We start from the raw sequence: 18,066 nt of genomic DNA on the forward strand, positions 1-18,066 counted from the left end.
AAAAATTATTTCTTAGAAAGGAAGTAGGCCCGCTCCCTGAACCAGACTACCACCAGGAAAACGCCGCTAAGCACCAGATGGTATACATGGCGTAGCCAGAAGTTCTCGATCGGAACATAAAGCGCAGCCAGTACCAAGCCGGTTGCCAGCAGCACATAGCCTAAGATGGTTTTGACAGGGTAGGGGATCGGGTAGTGCACATTGCCCAGCAGGTAAGTTGCCAGCGCCATGGCCAGGTAACAGATAAGCGTAGCAATGGCCGAGCCCATATACCCGAGCACAGGTATAAGCAGCAGATTGAAGACAATGGTGATAGCCGCTCCGCCAAAGCTGATGTATGTGCCGAAATGCGTTTTGTCCGTTAGCTTAAACCATACCGTCAGGTTATAATACACGCCCAGAAACAAGTTTGCCAGCAGCAGGATGGGCACTACCATCAGTCCATCATGGTACTCCGGGCCGATCAGGAGCGCAAAATCCTCCAGGTTGGCCGAGATGAAAAGGAAAATGAAGGCGCAGCAGATCACAAACCATTTCATGACAGTCGCGAAGGCCAAGGGGGAGTCTTTCTCATTCGCTTGTGAGAAGAAGAAAGGCTCGGCCGCATACCGGAAAGCCTGTATGGTGAGCGTCATGAAAATGGCGAGCTTGTAGCAGGCGCTGTAGATGCCTACTGCGGCCATGTTGCTGGTACCAGGATAGAAGCCTTCGGGTAAATAGCGCTCCAGCAGAATACGGTCGATCACCTCGTTCACCATACCTGCCAGCCCCATAAAAAGCAGCGGCCAGGCATAAGCCAACATGGGTTTAAGCTGTGATACATCCAGCCTGAAGCGGAAAATGCGCAGTTCTTTCCAAAGCATTGGAATAAGCAGCGCATTGGCTACCAGGTTGATCAGAAAGATATAGCCTACCCCGAAATCGGGATCGTACAGGGAGTTAACCAAGGGTTGTAGGCTTTGAAAGTACCGCCCCTCATAAATGTGCCGGAACAACACCAGGAAAAGCAGGTTGGCACCAACCGTGATCAGGATGTTGGCGAGCTTGATGGAAGCGAACTTGATGGCCTTGTTCTGGTGGCGCAACCAGGCAAAAGGTATAGCCACAACGGCATCGATTGCCAAAATGATCGCCAGCCAAATGATATACTCTTTTTGCTCAGGATAGCCGACGTAGCGGGCAATGTTGTCTGCAAAAAGCAGGAGTATACCTGTGAAAACCGTACTGCTGACGAGAATAGAACTCAGTACGCGGTTGTAAACTGCCTTAGGGTCTGTGTCCGGCTTGTTTGCAAACCTGAAAAAAGCCGTCTCCATACCATAGGTATACACAATGTTGAAGAAAGCCACAAAAGCATACAGGTAGGATACCACCCCATATTCCTCAGGCAGGAAAACCCGGGTATAGACCGGTACGAGCAGGTAGTTGAGCGCACGGCCCACGATACTGCTCAACCCATAGGCAGCCGTTTGCCCGACCAGTTTTTTGGCTATGCTCATGTGTTTGTTTTAAGAGCAGGAAGGTATAGGTATAAGCTGAAAAACACAGAACGCGCTATACCTGCCTTTTATGTTAGGTATAGCGCGTAGTTGCAGGTATAATGTTAAGCCCCCTTAAAAGCAGGCTTGCGCTTTTCCAGGAACGCATTGGTACCTTCCACAAAATCCTGGGAAGAGCAGCAACGCGCAAAGGAGTTGGCCTCTGTCTGGTAGCCATCCTCATCTTTGTCGTACACGGCGTTCACGCAATCGATCACCAGGCCAATCGCCAGTGGGGCTTTTGACAGGATCTTGTTCATGATTTCCAGGGATTTTGGCATCAGTTCCACAGCCGGCACTACATGATTTACCAGACCCAGGGCCTTTGCTTCGCCGGCGCCAATCATATCGGCGGTCATCATCAGTTCCATGGCCTTGCCTTTGCCGACTAGTTGCGTGAGGCGCTGCGTGCCACCGTAGCCCGGTATCAAACCCAGGTTCACTTCCGGCTGTCCGAAACGGGCACCTTCGCTGGCTACGCGCATGTGGCAGGCCATGGCCAGTTCGCAGCCACCGCCCAGTGCAAAGCCGTTCACGGCTGCGATCACCGGCTTCGTGCAGCGTTCGATCATGCTGAAAACCTCCTGTCCGCGCTCTGCAAAGCTACGGGCATTCACCTCGCTCAACTCCGCGATTTCGGCAATGTCGGCACCCGCTACAAATGCTTTATCACCGGCACCGGTAAAGATAGCGCCCTTCACAGCCGGGTCGTCATATACCTGCTGTATGGCGGCTTTGATTTCCCTTATGGTGTCAATGTTTAGCGCGTTGAGCTTGTCGGCACGGTTAATGGTAATCACCAGGATTCCATTCTTGAGTTGCAGCAGCAGGTTTTCGTATATAGACATAGTTTATTGGGCTCTGTGTTGATGTTTTTTCAGGAGCAAATATAACAGTGATTTAGTTAAATCCCTAAAGTGCAATCCTACAGTGATCCTGTTCAACAGGTATGGCAATGGCCGACTGTTTAGCTTTTGCTATCTTTGCGACCAGTTCTTTTTCAAACCCCGTTTACGTTTCCTTGCCATGAAGAGAGTATTTTGGTGCCCCTTATTTTTATTTGTCTGCTTCTTCTATTGTGGAGGGTTTTGCGCCACCGCCCAAGATTTGCCAGTCGATACCGTAGCCAACCGCAATAGCTGGAATTTTGGAGGAACCGGGACGGTCAACTTCAGCCAGGTTGGTTTGAGCAACTGGGCAGCAGGGGGGCAGAACTCCATGTCGGTGCTGGGAATACTTAATTTGTACGGTAATTACAAGAAGGGTAAAAATACCTGGAACAATACGCTGGACCTGACTTACGGTAGCGTGAAACTGGAGGAGCAGCGCCTCCGGAAAAGCGATGACCGCCTGGAGCTGAACCTGAAGTACGGCCGGCAGGCATCGAGCAAGTGGTTCTATACCGGTCAGCTGAACACGCGCACGCAGGTTAGCCCAACCTACTCGCCTGCCCGCGACTCCGTCCTTTCCAATTTTATGTCACCGGCCTTCATTCTGGCGTCTATAGGTATGGACTATAAACCGAACCCAAAGTTATCTGTCTTTCTCTCCCCTTTCACGGGGAAGTTTACGGCTGTGCTAAGCCAACGCATGGCAGATCTGGGCGCTTTCGGTGTTCAGGCGGCTGACCGCGACATAGAGGGAAACCTGATCCCAGGAACAGGGGAGCGACTCCGCAAAGAGTTTGGTGGGTTTGTGAATGTTCGCTTTCGACATGAGATATTTAAGAATGTAACCTTACAGTCTAAGGCCGATTTGTTTTCCAACTACCTGCACAACGCCAAGAACATTGACGTGAACTGGGAAAACCTGCTTGATTTGAAGGTAAATAAATTTCTGTCAGCCAGTCTCTTTCTCCACATGGTCTACGACGATGACATCCTGATTGATGTGGATCGCAACGGCGATGGTACTGTAGACGGAAAAGGCCCCAGATTACAGCTTAAAGAGACGATGGGAATAGGATTTTCCTATAAATTCGAATAGTAAACTTTTGGATTGTTTTTCTTGTTATTCGCTAAAAATGTATACTTTAGCATAAGGTGTACGTTTTATACTTACATCAATAAAAGTGGATTCATGAAGAAAGTCATATTTTCTATATTTTGTCTCGGATTTGTCCTATTTTTATCTGAAGCCATGGCCCAGAATTCGACTTCGAGCTCTACCCTGAATTCGGGAAAAGATGAATTTTGGGGCACAGCGAAGGCGCAGGATAAAGGGAGCACTACGGATGCCGTAGGAGTACGGGCCTCTGGTCTGGATACACGCTGGAATGCTTATGAAAACTCGAATCGCTCCCGCTTTACAAAAAATCGTGTGAAGGGCAGTAAGCGGATGGAAGCTATTTTGAAAAAGGAAAAGGCAATGCATAAAAAACACAAGCGTGACAAACGCCGCCTGGCCCGGATGTCCTATTAAGACTTCCCAAAACTTTAGATATAGGCCCCGTCTGTTCAAACAGGCGGGGCTTTTTCATGTCTGCTTGGTGGCTTACCACTACATTTTGTGCCATTTCTGTCTCTAATCATTCCCTGTTCAGAAACTATACCTACAGGCTCCGCTACTTGTCTATTGGAACTGGCTATACCTGGGTCGCCTTATGTGAGATAAGCATACCGTAAAGCAAGAAAGGCTCCCACGTTAGCAGGAGCCTTTCTTGTTTTGTGAAATCAGAAGGTACTACAGGGTACGCTTCACTTCTTTCTCTTCGTAAGCTTCGATGATATCACCTACTTCTATGTCGTTATAGCCTTTCAGACTGATACCACACTCGTAGCCTTGTCTTACTTCTGCGACATCGTCTTTGAAGCGTTTCAGTGCCAGGATTACGCCATCGTGAACGACAATACCATCACGTACCAAGCGTACCTTCGCATTACGGTGTATGTTGCCATCTGTTACCATACAGCCTGCAATTGTACCCACTTTGGTAATCTTGAACACGTCACGTACTTCGGCGTTGCCTGTGATCTCCTCCTTCATGGTAGGAGCAAGCATGCCTTCCATGGCGTCTTTCACTTCATTGATGGCATCGTAGATGATCGAGTACAGACGAACATCGATTTGTTCCTGCTCGGCCAACTTACGTGCATTCTGCGAAGGACGAACCTGGAAGCCAATGATAATCGCGTCAGAAGCCGAGGCCAGCAACACGTCTGATTCTGAGATGGCACCTACGCCTTTGCTGATAATGTTCACCTGCACCTCGGCAGTAGACAGTCTCAGCAAGGAGTCAGAAAGTGCTTCCACGGAACCATCCACGTCACCTTTCACGATCACGTTAAGCTCCTTGAAGGTACCGATTGCCAGACGACGACCGATCTCATCCAGCGTGATGTGCTTGCGTGTACGCAGGCTTTGCTCACGCTGTACCTGTGCTCGGTTGGTAGCGATTTCACGAGCCTCGCGTTCTGTCTCCATTACCTGGAACTTGTCGCCGGCTTGCGGTGCGCCGTCAAGACCGAGTAGCTGTACCGGGGTTGATGGGCCTGCTACTTTCATTTTGCGGCCACGGTGATCTGTCATGGCTTTTACTCTACCGTAGTGAGAGCCTGCTAATACTACATCACCTATGTGCAATGTACCTGTTTGTACCAGCATAGTGGCTACATAACCTCGGCCTTTGTCCAGAGACGCTTCTATCACGGTGCCCACTGCATTTCTGCTTGGGTTCGCTTTAAGTTCGAGGAGTTCAGCCTCCAGCAATACTTTCTCCAGTAGGTCAGGTATACCTGAGCCTGTTTTGGCAGATACTTCCTGTGCCTGATACTTGCCACCCCATTCTTCCACGAGGATGTTCATCTGAGCAAGTTCTTCACGCACCTTGTCCGGGTTAGCACCTGGCTTGTCAATCTTGTTCAGGGCGATAATAATTGGTACGCCCGCTGCCTGTGCGTGATTGATTGCTTCTTTTGTCTGAGGCATCACTGAGTCGTCAGCTGCCACTACAATAATGACAACGTCTGTTACTTTGGCACCACGGGCACGCATGGCCGTAAAGGCTTCGTGACCCGGCGTGTCCAGGAAGGTAACGGTACGGCCGCTTTCAGTCTGTACCTTGTAGGCACCGATGTGCTGGGTAATACCACCCGCCTCACCGGCTGTTACATTGGCATTGCGTATATAATCCAGGAGGGAAGTTTTACCGTGGTCAACGTGACCCATGATGGTCACGATTGGGGCACGCTCTTCCAAGTCCTCCTCGTTTTCTTCTATTACTTCTTCCAGAGCTTGCTCATCCTCAGACGTGATGAACTCCACTGAATAGCCAAACTCATCTGCAATGATGGTGATCGCCTCCGCATCCAGTCGCTGGTTGATGGAAACGAACATGCCAAGCTGCATGCAGACCTTGATGACTTCGTTCACGCTTACGTTCATAAGAGCTGCCAGGTCATTGGCAGATACGAACTCGGTTACACGCAGTGTCTTCGACTCTGCCTGTTCCATGAGACGACGCTCTTCGGTAGCATCTGCTATAGCTGAGCGCTTCTCACGGCGATACTTGGCGCGATTTCCACCACCACTTTTGCCACCACTTAGTTTGGCAAGCGTAGCTTTGATCTGCTCCTGAATTTCTTTGTCAGTAACCTCCGCTTTTTCTGCGCGAGGAGCTGGTGCATTACGAGGGCCACGACCACCAGGTCCGCCACCAGGACGCTGTCCCGGGCGATTGCCTTGATAGCCACCACCTCCGCCGCCAGCATGCTGTATCGGGCGTGACTGTGGGTTAGCTGTACCTTGTTGTCCTTGCGTACCGCTCTGTTCTGTACCGGCTACGATAATGCGCTTGCGCTTTTTCTTTTTACCGGCCTTCCTGTCATCGGAAGACGCTACCGGCTTAGTACCTTTTCTACGTGTACTGTCTGGCAATTCAATCTTGCCAAGTACCGTAAGGCCTTTCAGCTGGTCGGCTTTTGCTGTAATTGTTTCTATTGGTTCTGATCCTTTTTCAGCAGGCGTTGTAACCGGTTGGTCCGGAGCCTGTGGTGCCGCCGCTTGCGCAGGAGCTTTTTCTGTTTCTATTGTCTTTTTTTCCGCAGCAGGGGCAGGAGGCGTTGCCGGCTGCTGTGGTTTTTCTTCAGCTTTGGGAGTCTCCGGCTTTGGAGTCTCAGCTATTGGCATTGCAGGAGCTTTTTCAACTTCGGCAGGCTTCTGCTCAGCAGTAGGTTTCTCCACCGGGGCCGGAGCGGCAGGTTGCGCTGGCGCTTTAGGCGCAGGGGTAGCTACTGGCTGCTCCGCGGCTGGTGCTTCTTTGGGTTCTTCCGGTTTAGGAGCTGGCTTAGGCACCGGACGGCCTTTGGCGTCCAGCTCTATTTTGCCAAGCACTTTTATACCTGGCAGCTTTGCCTCAACGGGTGCTGCGGCCGGCTGTTCAGGTGCTTTCGGCTCCTCTGCCTTAGGCTTGTCCTCGGGCGTTTCCGTTTTCGGCTGATGCACGCTCTTGATCAGGATTTCCTGCTCAGGCTCAGCTGGTTTTTTCACCTCGTGGTGCGGCTCTGACTCGACAACCTGGTTGCTTTGAGGCTTCTTGCCGATATTGAGTTCCTCCGCCTCAATCTTGTCCTTCAAAGAGGACGCGAATTCTTTAGCCAGCATACTGAACTGCTCCGCCGTGATTTTGGTAGTGGGTTTGTTTTCCACGTCAAAGCCTTTAGCAGAGAGGTAATCTACAATGGTAGCTGTACCAATGTTTAAAGTAGTTGCAACCTGTTTAAGCCTCCTTATTTTGTCTTCTGCCATGTTCTGATATGCTGTCTTTATTATTCTTTAATATGAGTAATAGTTACCTGCCAGAGGTATGGAACTGAGCCCCGCTCCGAATTTTTTCAAAATTACAGGAACAGAGCTCAACTCACAACTATTGGTTATCTTCTTCTTCCAACTCTTCGCGCAGGATAGAGAGCACGCTCTCAATTGTCTCCTCTTCCAACTCTGTTCTGCGAAGCAGGTCTTCTTTCGAAATGGCCAGTACGCTCTTGGCCGTGTCCAGACCGATGCGACGCAGTTCTGCAATCACCCAATCCTCGATCTCGTCTGTGAATTCTTCCAGGCTGATGTCTTCTTCGTATACCTCTGACTCACGGAATACGTCGATTTCCATGTCCACAAGTTTGCTGGCCAGCTTAATGTTCTGTCCGCCTTTGCCGATCGCAAGCGATACCTGGTCAGGCTTCAGGAATACAGAAACTCTGCCGCTCTCCTGGTCAATCTTCATGCTGGTGATCTTAGCCGGGCTAAGCGCACGCTGAATATAGAGTTCCAAGTTGTCGGTGTAGTTGATCACGTCGATGTTCTCGTTTTCCAGCTCACGCACGATACTGTGTATACGCGAACCTTTCATGCCCACACAGGCACCCACTGGGTCAATGCGGTCGTCAAATGATTCTACGGCTACTTTGGCACGTTCGCCCGGCTCACGCACAATTTTTTTGATAGCGATCAGGCCATCGTAGATTTCCGGCACTTCGTTCTCGAACAAACGCTCCAGGAACGCAGGGGATGTACGGGAAAGAATGATCTTCGGGTTTCCGTTTACGATCTCAACACGCTGCACAACGGCACGTACCACGTCGCCTTTGCGGTAGCGGTCTTTCGGGATCTGCTCTCCTTTCGGGATCAGCAGTTCGTTTTCCTCCTGGTCAAGCAGCAGCACCTCGCGGTTCCATACCTGGTATACCTCACCGGAGATGATCTCGCCAACCAGGTCCTTGTATTTCTGGAACAGCAGTTCCTTTTCCATGTCTTTGATGCGCTGGATCAGGGTCTGGCGGGCAGTCAACACGGCGCGGCGACCGAAGTCCTCGAGCTGTATCTCCTCCGACACCTCTTCGCCTACCTCAAAGTCAGGCTCTATTTTGCGGGCCTCTGTGAGGCTGATCTTGTCATGGTCCCAGATGTCCTCCGAGTTGTCGTCTACGATTTCACGGTTGCGCCAGATCTCCAGGTCACCCTTCTCCACGTTCAGGATGATGTCAAAGTTCTCGTCGGTACCCCACTTCTTGCGGATCATGGTACGGAACACATCCTCGAGGATGCGCATCATAGTCGGGCGGTCTATGTTCTTGAATTTCGCAAATTCAGCGAACGACTCGATCAGGACTGAACTGTTCATTATTTTATCATTTAAAAGATATTACAACATTTGCTTTCACAATCTCCCCGAAAGGTATTTGCACAGGCTCATACGTTGCCTTCTTGCCTTTTTGTTTGATTTCCTCTGTCAGGTTTATACCCGCTTCGGTTACTTCCTCCAGCTTGCCGGTCTTCTCGGTGCCGTCCTGCATTTTCAGCTTCAGGTTGCGTCCGATGTTGCGTTTAAACTGCTGTGGTTGCGTGAGCGGGAAATCTACACCCGGTGAACTCACCTCCAGCACATAGGAAACCTCCTCGCCATATTCCTCCGCTATTCTCGCATTGACACGGCGGCTGATCGTGGCGCACTGGTCAATGGTGATGCCCTGCTCGCCGTCGGCCAGTATCGTAATCTTAGGTCGAACTGCCGAGTCAGACACTGCCACATCCACAAGGAATAGGTCGGTTTCCGGAAGGCTGGCTTCCGCCATAGCGCGTATAGATTGGGCCGTTATTACCATAGTCAAATTTAAGAAAATAAAGAAGGGGACCTCGCGTCCCCTCATCTCCCTGGAAATAATGTCACAAATTTACTATAAAAACATTATATAAACAACAATATGTGTTTAAGTGCGCTGTAAATATATCGTTTAGGAGATTTCGGGCGGCAAGTGCCGGCTACCGGTAGGGTGTTGTCCTGGTAACAGCGTGTCAGCCTTCAAAAGTTCTGCCGGACTGCCCTTAACTGGGGTTTCAGGAAAGATATTCTAAGCCGTGGGGTGATATTACTACACACATAATTTGTAAGTTTGCCACCGTGGCAGGTACATTCAAAGAAATACGCAAAAAAGTCTGGCTGATTCTGAACATCCTGGTGGTGCTCTGGCTGCTGTTGGGTGTGCTGTGCCTGCGTGTGCCCCCCTACGAATTCTGGCCGGCCGGATTCGTCGCCTTCTCGCTTCCCGGAGCTTTGGTGCTTAACTTTCTGTTCTTGATTTATTGGCTTTGGAAGCGTTCCTGGTATGTTTTTCTGCCCCTGGCCGTAATCGGATTAGGCTGGAATTACTACGGTCGTCTGGTAGCAGTTAACTGGGAAAAGGAGCTGCCGCAGGGGGCGAAAACCCTGCAGGTGCTGAGCTTCAATGTGCATATTTTCAATGCCTATGAGAAGATCGTGAAAGGTGTGCCGGAGGTGTCGGAAGAGATGGTGGATTGGGTAGCCACGCATCCGGCCGATGTGTTCTGTCTGCAGGAATTCTACAGCCGTGTCAACTCCACCGAGTTCAATAACTTTAACCGGATTGGTAAAAGGTATAACCGGCATGTGTTTGCCTCCACTTACAAAAGCGACCGAATCGTTTCTGATGTCGGTGTGGTGATCTTCTCAAAATACCCAATTATCAGGGGCAACACGATATACTTTGCCAATACATCCAAACGCAGCGCCAACCGGGCCGCATGGGTGGATCTGAATGTTAACGGCGATACGGTTCGGGTATATGCAGTGCATATGCAATCGATGAGCATAAAAGCGGAAGACATAGAAAACACGTACTCTGCCATCGGGGACGAGGCAAGTTTCAAGAAGGAGAGCCGCAACCTGGCCCGCCGTTTGCGCATGGGCTTCAAGGCGCGGGCCATGCAGGTGCAGCAGTTGCTGGAACATGTGCAAGCTTCGCCTTACCCGGTCATCGTGACGGGTGATTTCAATGACATTCCGTTCAGCTATACCTACAGCCAGCTATTGAAGGAGATGAACAATTCGTTTGAGGTGGCTGGCACAGGTATAGGAACAACTTATAACGGGGTACTCCCTTTCCTGCGTATTGATAACCAGTTCTACAGCAAAGGACTGGAAGCATATGACTTTACGACGCATTACGATATGCCCTTGTCTGACCACTTCCCGATTTCGGCCACTTATGTCATCAAGCCGAAGGGAGAAGAGTAGACTGGATAAGGCATAATTTTTTAGTTTTGAACTTCGGCCCGTCGCTTTGGAGCGGGGGTGCTATTTTAATCTTATAAAAGAAGGGATGCCCCGGCGGTATTCTGTGCATAGCCATACCATGCAACATAAACTGAATCTTTATAACACGCTCACTCGCAAAAAAGCCGTATTCGAACCCCTGCACGCTCCCTTTGTGGGCATGTATGTCTGCGGTCCGACGGTATATGGTGAGCCTCACCTGGGCCACGCCCGCAGTGCCGTGACTTTTGACGTGCTGTATCGCTACCTGAAATATCTGGGTTACAAGGTGCGCTACGTACGCAACATCACCGATGTGGGCCACCTGGAAAACGACGCCGACGAAGGCGAGGACAAAATCCAGAAAAGAGCCAAGCTGGAGCATCTCGAGCCCATGGAAGTAGTGCAGCACTATACCAATGTATACCAAAAGGACATGGCCACGCTCAATGCCATGTCACCTGATATTGAGCCACGCGCTTCCGGCCACATCATCGAGCAGATCCAGATGATCGAGGAGATACTGGCGAACGGGATGGCTTACGAGGTGAACGGATCGGTGTACTTTGATGTACCGGCCTATCACAAAGACAACAACTACGGCAAACTCTCCGGTCGCATTATAGAAGACCTGCTCAGCAACACCCGCGACACGGAAGGGCAGGGGGAGAAGCGCTCTCCGCTGGACTTCGCGTTGTGGAAAAAGGCGTCGCCGCAGCACATCATGCGCTGGCCTTCGCCGTGGAGCGATGGCTTCCCGGGCTGGCACCTCGAGTGCTCGGCCATGAGCCGTAAGTACCTGGGCGAAACCTTCGATATACACGGGGGCGGACTGGACCTGATGTTCCCGCACCACGAGTGCGAGATTGCGCAAAGCCAGGCCAGCAACAGCCACACCGATGCGGCCCGCTACTGGGTGCACAACAACATGATCACGGTGAACGGTCAGAAGATGGGCAAGTCCCTGGGTAACTTTATAAACCTGAGTGAGCTTTTCAGCGGCAATCATCAAATGTTGGAGCAGGCCTATAGTCCGATGGCCATCCGCTTCTTCATTCTGCAAGCGCACTACCGCAGCACGCTGGACTTTAGCAACGAGGCCTTGCAGGCAGCCCAGAAAGGGTATAGGAAGCTGATGAACGGCCTGCGCGTGCTGGAGAAGATGTCGTATCCGACAGAAGGTACAGGCACGCCGGACGAGAAGCTGAACGACGAACTGCTGAAACTGACTGAGGACTGCTTCCGGGGTATGGATGATGACCTGAACACGGCCCGCACCATTGCCTCCCTTTTCAACCTGCTCAAAAAGATCAATAGCCTGTACCTGGGGCAACTGCCCATCAGTTCGCTTACCCGTGGCACTTTCGATACTGTTCGCACTACCTATACCGCACTGGTAATGGATGTGCTTGGCCTGAAAGAGGAGCCAGCCGGCGACATGGAAGAAATGCTGGAACTGGTGCTCGGTTTCTACAAAGAAGCGAAGGAAACGAAAGCCTACGACAAAGTGGACGCCATCAGGGCAGAGCTGAAAAAGCAGGGCATTGTGATCAAAGACCTGAAAACCGGAATAGACTGGGCTTATGAAGAATAATATGAAGTTTCTGGCTATTCTGTTGCTCAGCGCCTTGGGCTTAAACAGCTGTGACTCTTCGGAGCGCAGTGGCAGCAGCGAAGCTGTCGGTGCTACGGAAGAGGAAGCCGCCGTTGTGCAGGCACCTAATTTCAACCCTGACTCTGCCTACTATTTTGTGGAGAAGCAGGTGGCTTTCGGGCCGCGTGTGCCGAACACGGCGGAGCATTATAAAACCGGAGAATGGCTGATTGAGACACTCCGTGGGTATGGCGCAGAGGTGCAGGTACAGAGCTTTCAGGCAAGAGCTTTCGATGGCAAAATGCTGAACCTGCGCAACATCATCGCCACCATCAACCCAAACGCTACGAAGCGGGTGTTGTTGGCAGCGCATTGGGACACGCGCCCATTTGCTGACAAAGACACCAAGGACCAGAACAAGCCGATTGATGGAGCCAACGATGGGGCCAGTGGAGTTGGTGTACTGCTAGAGATAGCTCGCACCATACACACAGCGCAGCAAAAACCAGGTATAGGTGTGGATATTATTCTGTTTGACGGCGAAGACTATGGTCAGCCTGATGAGAGCGAGTTCCCTTACCAAAATGACTCCTGGTGTCTGGGGTCGCAATACTGGAGCAAGAACAAACATGTGCCGAATTACAAGGCGCATTACGGTATTCTGCTGGACATGGTGGGAGCCGAAAACGCCAAGTTTGCTCGGGAGGGTAACTCCATGCAGTATGCCCGCAACATCGTGGACAAGGTATGGCGTGCCGGCAACAAGATCGGTTATTCCGATTATTTCAAATATGTCAACGCTCCGGCCATTACCGACGACCATTACTATGTGAATACCGTGGGCGGCATCCGCATGATCGATATCATTGAGTACAACATGGCCGACCCGGACGATTACTTCGGGCCATACCACCACCGCCACACCGACACCATGGACGTCATCAGCAAAACCACACTGAAGGCAGTGGGACAAACAGTGCTGCACGTGCTCTACAATGAGTAGGCTATACCTGCAACAAATAAAAAAAGGCGCTTTAACAAGCGCCTTTTTTTATTGTCTTATCTGTGCTGAAATTACATTGTCCTCGCTCATCTTCTGGACCGTGATCTCCGCAAACTTGGCGGCAGCCCGACGCAGACTGCCCGGGCTGTATGACCTGGATTGCGCTGCCCAGACCAACTTGTCGGTTTGAGCGTCATACAGGTTTGTTTCCAGATAGTATACTTTGTCTTCGGTGTAATAGCCCGGGTCGTACAGCGTCGGGTACCAATAGGTATAGTACCCCCTGAAGCTGCCATACCACATAAAACGGGTCATCGGACGATAGCCCACATTCCCGGGAACGTAGCGTGTCTCGGTTTTCTCATCTACCAGCGCCGCCGTCAGGATGGCGTCGTGGCCGTTCTCTTTTATCCTGTCCAATAGTAGGTTCACGTCAGGGCCTGTCTTTGCGCCCGCCGAAGGGGGGAACAGGTCGATGCTCTTGGACGCTTCGATTCCACGAAGCCGGAGTTGCGCCTGCAAATCGTTTTCCACCTCCTGCCGGGCCAGCACATTGTCCGTCAGTGCCGCCACCACGATGCGCTGATATTGTTGGGGAAGGGCTTCTGGGCTTTTCCAAGATCCGGTAATCTGGGTAGAGGAGGCACATCCGTAAAGGAATAGGCTTAGAATGGGCATAGCTGCTGCTAGTGCGATTCTTGTTATTGCTTTTGAAAGAGATAGTGTCATCGCTATAACATTTTGTATGTTACTTATAACGGTTTTGGGCACTTTAGGATTAGATGGAGAGGGTGTAAGTGATTCGGAGTGTGCTTATTAATGTTTAACCGCGTTCTTTTCTTTTTGCAATAATTTTATTTAAGTTAAGGGATTCATCTTCACTACACCTTTCCACAACTCATGAAAATCAATTCAAAGCTTTGGGTCACACTGGGGCTATCCTCCTTGCTGGGCGCTGTGCCGGCCCTGGCGCAGGACCAGCCGCATGTGTTTAGAGGCGCCCGGATAATCCCTGTCGCAGGTCAGCCCATCGAAAACGGCGTGCTGGTGGTACACCACGGAAAAATTACAGGTATAGGTGCCGCCAGTCAGGTCAAGGTGCCGACTGGCGCTAGGGAGTTCGATATGACGGGCAAAGTAGTCATGCCGGGGCTGGTGGATACCCACTCGCATCTGGGCGAAGGCTCGGGCGGAGATGCCTCAACGCCACTGCATCCGGATGTGCGCATCATCGACGGCATCAACCCGATCAGCGACTCCTTTAAACGGGCACTGGCCGGCGGTATCACAACCGTAAATGTTATGCCGGGCTCCGGACACCTGATGAGCGGCCAGACGGTATACCTGAAAATGCGTGAAGGAAAGACCATTGGGGATCTGACCTTTTGCGATGATGTGCAGAACGGTATTTGCGGAGGGATGAAAATGGCCAACGGCACCAACCCAATGAAAGCAGCGCCATTCCCCGGCACACGCGCCAAGTCAGCGGCGATGGCCCGGCAGCTCTTCCTTGATGCGCAGGCTTACAGCAACAAGATAAAGGCGGCCAAAGGCAAAGCAAGCAAGATGCCGGAGCGCAAGCCCAACCTGGAGCCGTTGGTAGAAATACTGGAAGGCAAGCGCGTGGTGCATTTCCATACACACCGCTACGACGACATCCTGACAGCACTCCGACTAAAAGAGGAGTTCGGTTTCAAAATGGTGCTGCACCACGTCAGCGAAGCCTGGAAAGCAGCCGACGAAATAGCCAAAGCCGGTGTGCCAGCATCCATTCTGACCCTAGACTCGCCGGGGGGCAAAGCAGAGTCTGTAGAACTGAGCAATACCAACGGTGCCGCTTTAGAGAAGGCCGGCGCAATTGTCGGGTTTCACACCGATGATGGTATTACTGACTCCAGACTGTTTTTACGCAATGCAGCCTTTGCCGTACGCTCGGGCATGAGCCCAGAAAAGGCAATTGAAGGACTTACCCTGGTGGGTGCCCGCATGCTGGAGCTGCAGGACAGGGTAGGGTCGCTGGAAATAGGCAAGGACGCTGACTTCGTGGTGCTTTCGGGCGAGCCTTTCAGTGTGTATACCCGCGTGGAGCAGACCTGGGTAGAAGGCCAGAAACGTTTCGACCTGGCTAATCCGGACGATAAAAAGTTTGCGGTGGGAGGCTACAACACCTACAATACAGAAGTGCACTACCACGCACATTAGAAAGTTAAGAGTGTAGAGTTACGAGTAGAGGAGTATAGCGCTATACCTTCTGCTTATACCTTTCAAATGTTTTTGAGCAACAACATGAAAAGAAATATAAAACTGGCTGGGCTTATACTGGCCGGAGCCATATTGGGGATACAGCAGGCCGAAGCCCAGATTGCCGTGCGTGGCGAAACCGTTTATACCATGGCCGGTACGCCCATCAAAAACGGCGTAGTGCTGATCAATGATGGCAAGATAGAGGCCGTCGGGGCAGCCAATGCGGTGCAGGTGCCACAGCACTACAAGAGCTATACAGCCAAAGTGGTCACCCCAGGCTTTGTGGATGCCCGCACCTCGGTGGGACTGGCAGGTATACAAAATGCCCCGGTTGACCAGCAGCAACTCGAAAAGACAATACCTGTTCAACCTGAGCTCCGTGCTATTGATGCCTACAATCCGCAGGAGGAACTGGTGAAATGGGTGCGCGACCATGGCGTGACCACCATCAACACGGGCCATGCGCCGGGCGCACTCGTGAGCGGTCAGACCATGACAATCAAAACTCTGCCAAGTATGGGCAACGGCACTTTGCTGGACACCACTACCATGGTGGCTTTTACCATTGGCGCTTCGGTGGGCGATAACTACAACTCTCCCAAAACATCAGCCAAGGGCGTGGCCATGCTGCGTTCCGAGCTGCAGGCAGCACAGGTATACGCCGGAAAGGCAGCCAACAAAGATGTGAGTAAGCGCCCTGATCGCAACCTGAAGCTAGAGTACCTGGCGGGCGTATTGAACGGCAGGTATAAAGCGGTGGTGACGGCCAACAAAGCCAACGACATCCTGACGGCGCTGCGGCTGGCAAAGGAGTTTAACCTCAACATTATCCTGGACGGTGCTTCAGAAGCGCATATGGTGGTAGAGGAGATCAAGGCGGCAGGCGTGCCTGTTATTCTGCACCCAACCATGGCCCGTGCGCATGGCGAGAACAAGAATATCTCTTTTGAAACAGCTGCTATTCTAACGAAGGAAGGTATACCGGTGGCCATACAGAGCGGGTTTGAGCCTTATGTACCCAGAGCCAGAGTGATTCTTTTTGAGGCGGGCGTAGCAGTTGCCAACGGACTGAGTACAGAGCAGGGCCTGGCGACCATCACGACCAATGCTGCCCGCATCATAGGGCAGGAGAAGCGCATTGGCTCTCTTGAAAAAGGCAAAGACGCCGATGTGGTACTGTTCGACGGAGACCCTTTTGAGTATACCTCTCATGTCTGCACAGTAATCATTAATGGGAAGGTGGTAAGCGAAGAGTGCCGTTAAGGCTATGCCTGCGCTCCTGCAGGGTGTGATGTTTTTGGTGATCTGTACAAAGAGAAATTTATGAGCAATTGGGGTAACCTTTGGGGCTAGACTCCGGTATGTGCTTGCGATAATTTGTTTCGTTTAAAGCAAGCCACCCCAGTTAAATTCGCGGTAGGCAGATATGAAGCAGCTATTATATTCAATTCCCGATTCTAATACTTCCCTTTATTTTAAATCAATAAAAAATGTCGTACGAGAACATCGTTTCCCTACTCGGATCTGAAGCAGAAGGTCTGCTGCAGTATGAAAGCAAAGCAATCTCCAAAGACCTGATCCATGCCCCCGGTCCTGACTTCGTCGACCGGATATTTGCCCAGTCGAACCGTAGCCCGCAGGTATTGCGCAGCCTGCAGCAGCTGTTCAACCATGGTCGCCTGGCCGGTACAGGCTACCTGTCCATTTTGCCGGTAGACCAAGGTATAGAACACACCGCAGGTGCCTCCTTTGCCCCGAACCCGATTTACTTCGACCCGGAGAACATCATTAAACTGGCCATGGAAGGCGGATGCAATGCGGTGGCGACCACTTTCGGTAACCTGGCCATGATGTCGAGAAAGTATGCGCACCGCATTCCGTTTGTGGTGAAGATCAACCACAACGAACTGATGACCTACCCGAACAAATATGACCAGATCATGTTCGGCTCCGTGGAAGAAGCCTGGAACCTGGGTGCCACCGCTGTAGGTGCTACGATCTACTTCGGTTCGGAGGAATCTTCGCGCCAGATCATGGAGGTGGCCGAGGCTTTTGAGAGAGCGCACCAGCTAGGTATGGCCACTATCCTGTGGTGCTATACCCGCAACAATGCCTTCAAAAAAGACGGCGTGGACTACCATGTAGCCGCTGATCTCACGGCGCAGGCCAACCACCTGGGCGTAACGATACAGGCCGATATCATCAAGCAGAAGCTTCCTGAGAACAACGGCGGTTTCAAGGCGATCGGTTTCGGCAAGACGCATGAAAAGATGTACACCGAACTCTCATCCGATAACCCGATTGATCTGGCCCGCTACCAGGTGGCTAACTGTTACATGGGCCGTGCCGGCCTGATCAACTCTGGCGGTGAGTCTAAAGGCGAGTCAGATCTGGCGGATGCCGTGCGCACAGCCGTTATCAACAAGCGGGCGGGCGGTATGGGCCTGATCTCCGGCCGTAAGGCATTCCAGAAAGACATGAAAGTTGGCGTGGAGTTGCTCAACGCGATCCAGGACGTATACCTGGCAAATGATATTACACTTGCATAAGCTGTAGCAGAACTGCCGATAATTAACTAATTTTATGGCCTGCTTTAGAAAACGCCTTTAACTGGGCGTGCTAAAGCGGGCCATATTGCTTT

At 51.5% G+C, this 18,066-nt stretch carries 14 protein-coding genes; 8 read left to right on the forward strand and 6 right to left on the reverse strand.

Annotated elements, in window-relative coordinates; translation table 11 throughout:
* Positions 1-5: 5 nt before the first annotated feature.
* Positions 6-1,499 (reverse strand): lipopolysaccharide biosynthesis protein, encoded by a 1,494-nt coding sequence (locus tag H9Q13_RS05155; RefSeq protein ID WP_191182717.1) that lies wholly within the window; start codon positions 1,497-1,499, stop codon positions 6-8.
* A 104-nt stretch (positions 1,500-1,603) separates the two neighbouring features.
* Positions 1,604-2,386 carry an enoyl-CoA hydratase/isomerase family protein gene (locus tag H9Q13_RS05160; protein WP_191182718.1) on the reverse strand — a complete coding sequence of 261 codons (783 nt, stop codon included), beginning with the start codon at positions 2,384-2,386 and terminating at the stop codon, positions 1,604-1,606.
* A 259-nt stretch (positions 2,387-2,645) separates the two neighbouring features.
* Here H9Q13_RS05160 and H9Q13_RS05165 point away from each other — a divergent pair, with 259 nt between their 5' ends.
* Complete coding sequence (locus tag H9Q13_RS05165; protein WP_224744095.1) at positions 2,646-3,524, forward strand: DUF3078 domain-containing protein; 879 nt, start codon at positions 2,646-2,648, stop codon at positions 3,522-3,524.
* Between the two features lie 93 nt (positions 3,525-3,617).
* Positions 3,618-3,959 (forward strand): hypothetical protein, encoded by a 342-nt coding sequence (locus tag H9Q13_RS05170; protein ID WP_191182720.1) that lies wholly within the window; start codon positions 3,618-3,620, stop codon positions 3,957-3,959.
* A gap of 261 nt (positions 3,960-4,220) precedes the next feature.
* Here H9Q13_RS05170 and infB read toward each other — a convergent pair whose 3' ends face one another.
* The 3 genes from infB to H9Q13_RS05185 form a co-directional block, all read right to left on the reverse strand.
* Positions 4,221-7,283: a translation initiation factor IF-2 gene (gene infB, locus H9Q13_RS05175; protein WP_191182721.1), complete on the reverse strand. Its 3,063-nt coding sequence runs from the start codon at positions 7,281-7,283 to the stop codon at positions 4,221-4,223.
* A gap of 118 nt (positions 7,284-7,401) precedes the next feature.
* Positions 7,402-8,655: a transcription termination factor NusA gene (gene nusA, locus H9Q13_RS05180; RefSeq protein WP_191182722.1), complete on the reverse strand. Its 1,254-nt coding sequence runs from the start codon at positions 8,653-8,655 to the stop codon at positions 7,402-7,404.
* 7 nt (positions 8,656-8,662) lie between these two features.
* Positions 8,663-9,136, reverse strand: coding sequence for a ribosome maturation factor RimP (locus H9Q13_RS05185; RefSeq protein ID WP_224744096.1), 474 nt, complete (start codon positions 9,134-9,136; stop codon positions 8,663-8,665).
* A 296-nt stretch (positions 9,137-9,432) separates the two neighbouring features.
* Here H9Q13_RS05185 and H9Q13_RS05190 point away from each other — a divergent pair, with 296 nt between their 5' ends.
* From H9Q13_RS05190 to H9Q13_RS05200, 3 genes are all read left to right on the forward strand, one after another.
* Positions 9,433-10,566 (forward strand): endonuclease/exonuclease/phosphatase family protein, encoded by a 1,134-nt coding sequence (locus tag H9Q13_RS05190; protein ID WP_191182724.1) that lies wholly within the window; start codon positions 9,433-9,435, stop codon positions 10,564-10,566.
* 118 nt (positions 10,567-10,684) lie between these two features.
* Entirely contained in the window at positions 10,685-12,178 is a 1,494-nt protein-coding gene (cysS, locus tag H9Q13_RS05195) for a cysteine--tRNA ligase (protein ID WP_191182725.1), read from the forward strand.
* Positions 12,168-13,181: a M28 family peptidase gene (locus H9Q13_RS05200; protein WP_191182726.1), complete on the forward strand. Its 1,014-nt coding sequence runs from the start codon at positions 12,168-12,170 to the stop codon at positions 13,179-13,181. The genes cysS and H9Q13_RS05200 overlap by 11 nt, the downstream gene beginning before the upstream one ends.
* A 48-nt stretch (positions 13,182-13,229) precedes the next feature.
* On the opposite strand, the gene H9Q13_RS05205 is transcribed toward H9Q13_RS05200, so the two are convergent.
* Positions 13,230-13,859, reverse strand: a complete 630-nt coding sequence (locus H9Q13_RS05205; RefSeq protein ID WP_224744097.1) for a DUF4136 domain-containing protein — start codon at positions 13,857-13,859, stop codon at positions 13,230-13,232.
* Positions 13,860-14,081: 222 nt separating this feature from the next.
* Here H9Q13_RS05205 and H9Q13_RS05210 point away from each other — a divergent pair, with 222 nt between their 5' ends.
* The 3 genes from H9Q13_RS05210 to H9Q13_RS05220 all read left to right on the forward strand — a co-directional run bounded on the left by H9Q13_RS05210 (position 14,082) and on the right by H9Q13_RS05220 (position 17,974).
* A complete protein-coding gene (locus H9Q13_RS05210) occupies positions 14,082-15,383 on the forward strand; it encodes an amidohydrolase family protein (RefSeq protein WP_191182728.1) in 1,302 nt (433 codons plus the stop codon).
* Positions 15,384-15,467: 84 nt separating this feature from the next.
* Entirely contained in the window at positions 15,468-16,688 is a 1,221-nt protein-coding gene (locus H9Q13_RS05215; protein ID WP_191182729.1) for an amidohydrolase family protein, read from the forward strand.
* A gap of 227 nt (positions 16,689-16,915) precedes the next feature.
* Complete coding sequence (locus H9Q13_RS05220; protein WP_191182730.1) at positions 16,916-17,974, forward strand: class I fructose-bisphosphate aldolase; 1,059 nt, start codon at positions 16,916-16,918, stop codon at positions 17,972-17,974.
* Positions 17,975-18,066 lie beyond the last annotated feature (92 nt).

The sequence above is a fragment of the Pontibacter aquaedesilientis genome (assembly GCF_014773225.1).
Taxonomy (GTDB): domain Bacteria; phylum Bacteroidota; class Bacteroidia; order Cytophagales; family Hymenobacteraceae; genus Pontibacter; species Pontibacter aquaedesilientis.

Bases quoted from the DNA above. Each gene is read 5' to 3' on its own strand.
- H9Q13_RS05155 (WP_191182717.1), bottom strand. From the start codon at position 1,499: ATGAGCATAGCCAAAAAACTGGTCGGGCAAACGGCTGCCTATGGGTTG.
- H9Q13_RS05160 (WP_191182718.1), bottom strand. From the start codon at position 2,386: ATGTCTATATACGAAAACCTGCTGCTGCAACTCAAGAATGGAATCCTG.
- H9Q13_RS05170 (WP_191182720.1), top strand. From the start codon at position 3,618: ATGAAGAAAGTCATATTTTCTATATTTTGTCTCGGATTTGTCCTATTT.
- infB (WP_191182721.1), bottom strand. From the start codon at position 7,283: ATGGCAGAAGACAAAATAAGGAGGCTTAAACAGGTTGCAACTACTTTA.
- nusA (WP_191182722.1), bottom strand. From the start codon at position 8,655: ATGAACAGTTCAGTCCTGATCGAGTCGTTCGCTGAATTTGCGAAATTC.
- H9Q13_RS05185 (WP_224744096.1), bottom strand. From the start codon at position 9,136: ATGGTAATAACGGCCCAATCTATACGCGCTATGGCGGAAGCCAGCCTT.
- cysS (WP_191182725.1), top strand. From the start codon at position 10,685: ATGCAACATAAACTGAATCTTTATAACACGCTCACTCGCAAAAAAGCC.
- H9Q13_RS05200 (WP_191182726.1), top strand. From the start codon at position 12,168: ATGAAGAATAATATGAAGTTTCTGGCTATTCTGTTGCTCAGCGCCTTG.
- H9Q13_RS05205 (WP_224744097.1), bottom strand. From the start codon at position 13,859: ATGCCCATTCTAAGCCTATTCCTTTACGGATGTGCCTCCTCTACCCAG.
- H9Q13_RS05210 (WP_191182728.1), top strand. From the start codon at position 14,082: ATGAAAATCAATTCAAAGCTTTGGGTCACACTGGGGCTATCCTCCTTG.
- H9Q13_RS05215 (WP_191182729.1), top strand. From the start codon at position 15,468: ATGAAAAGAAATATAAAACTGGCTGGGCTTATACTGGCCGGAGCCATA.
- H9Q13_RS05220 (WP_191182730.1), top strand. From the start codon at position 16,916: ATGTCGTACGAGAACATCGTTTCCCTACTCGGATCTGAAGCAGAAGGT.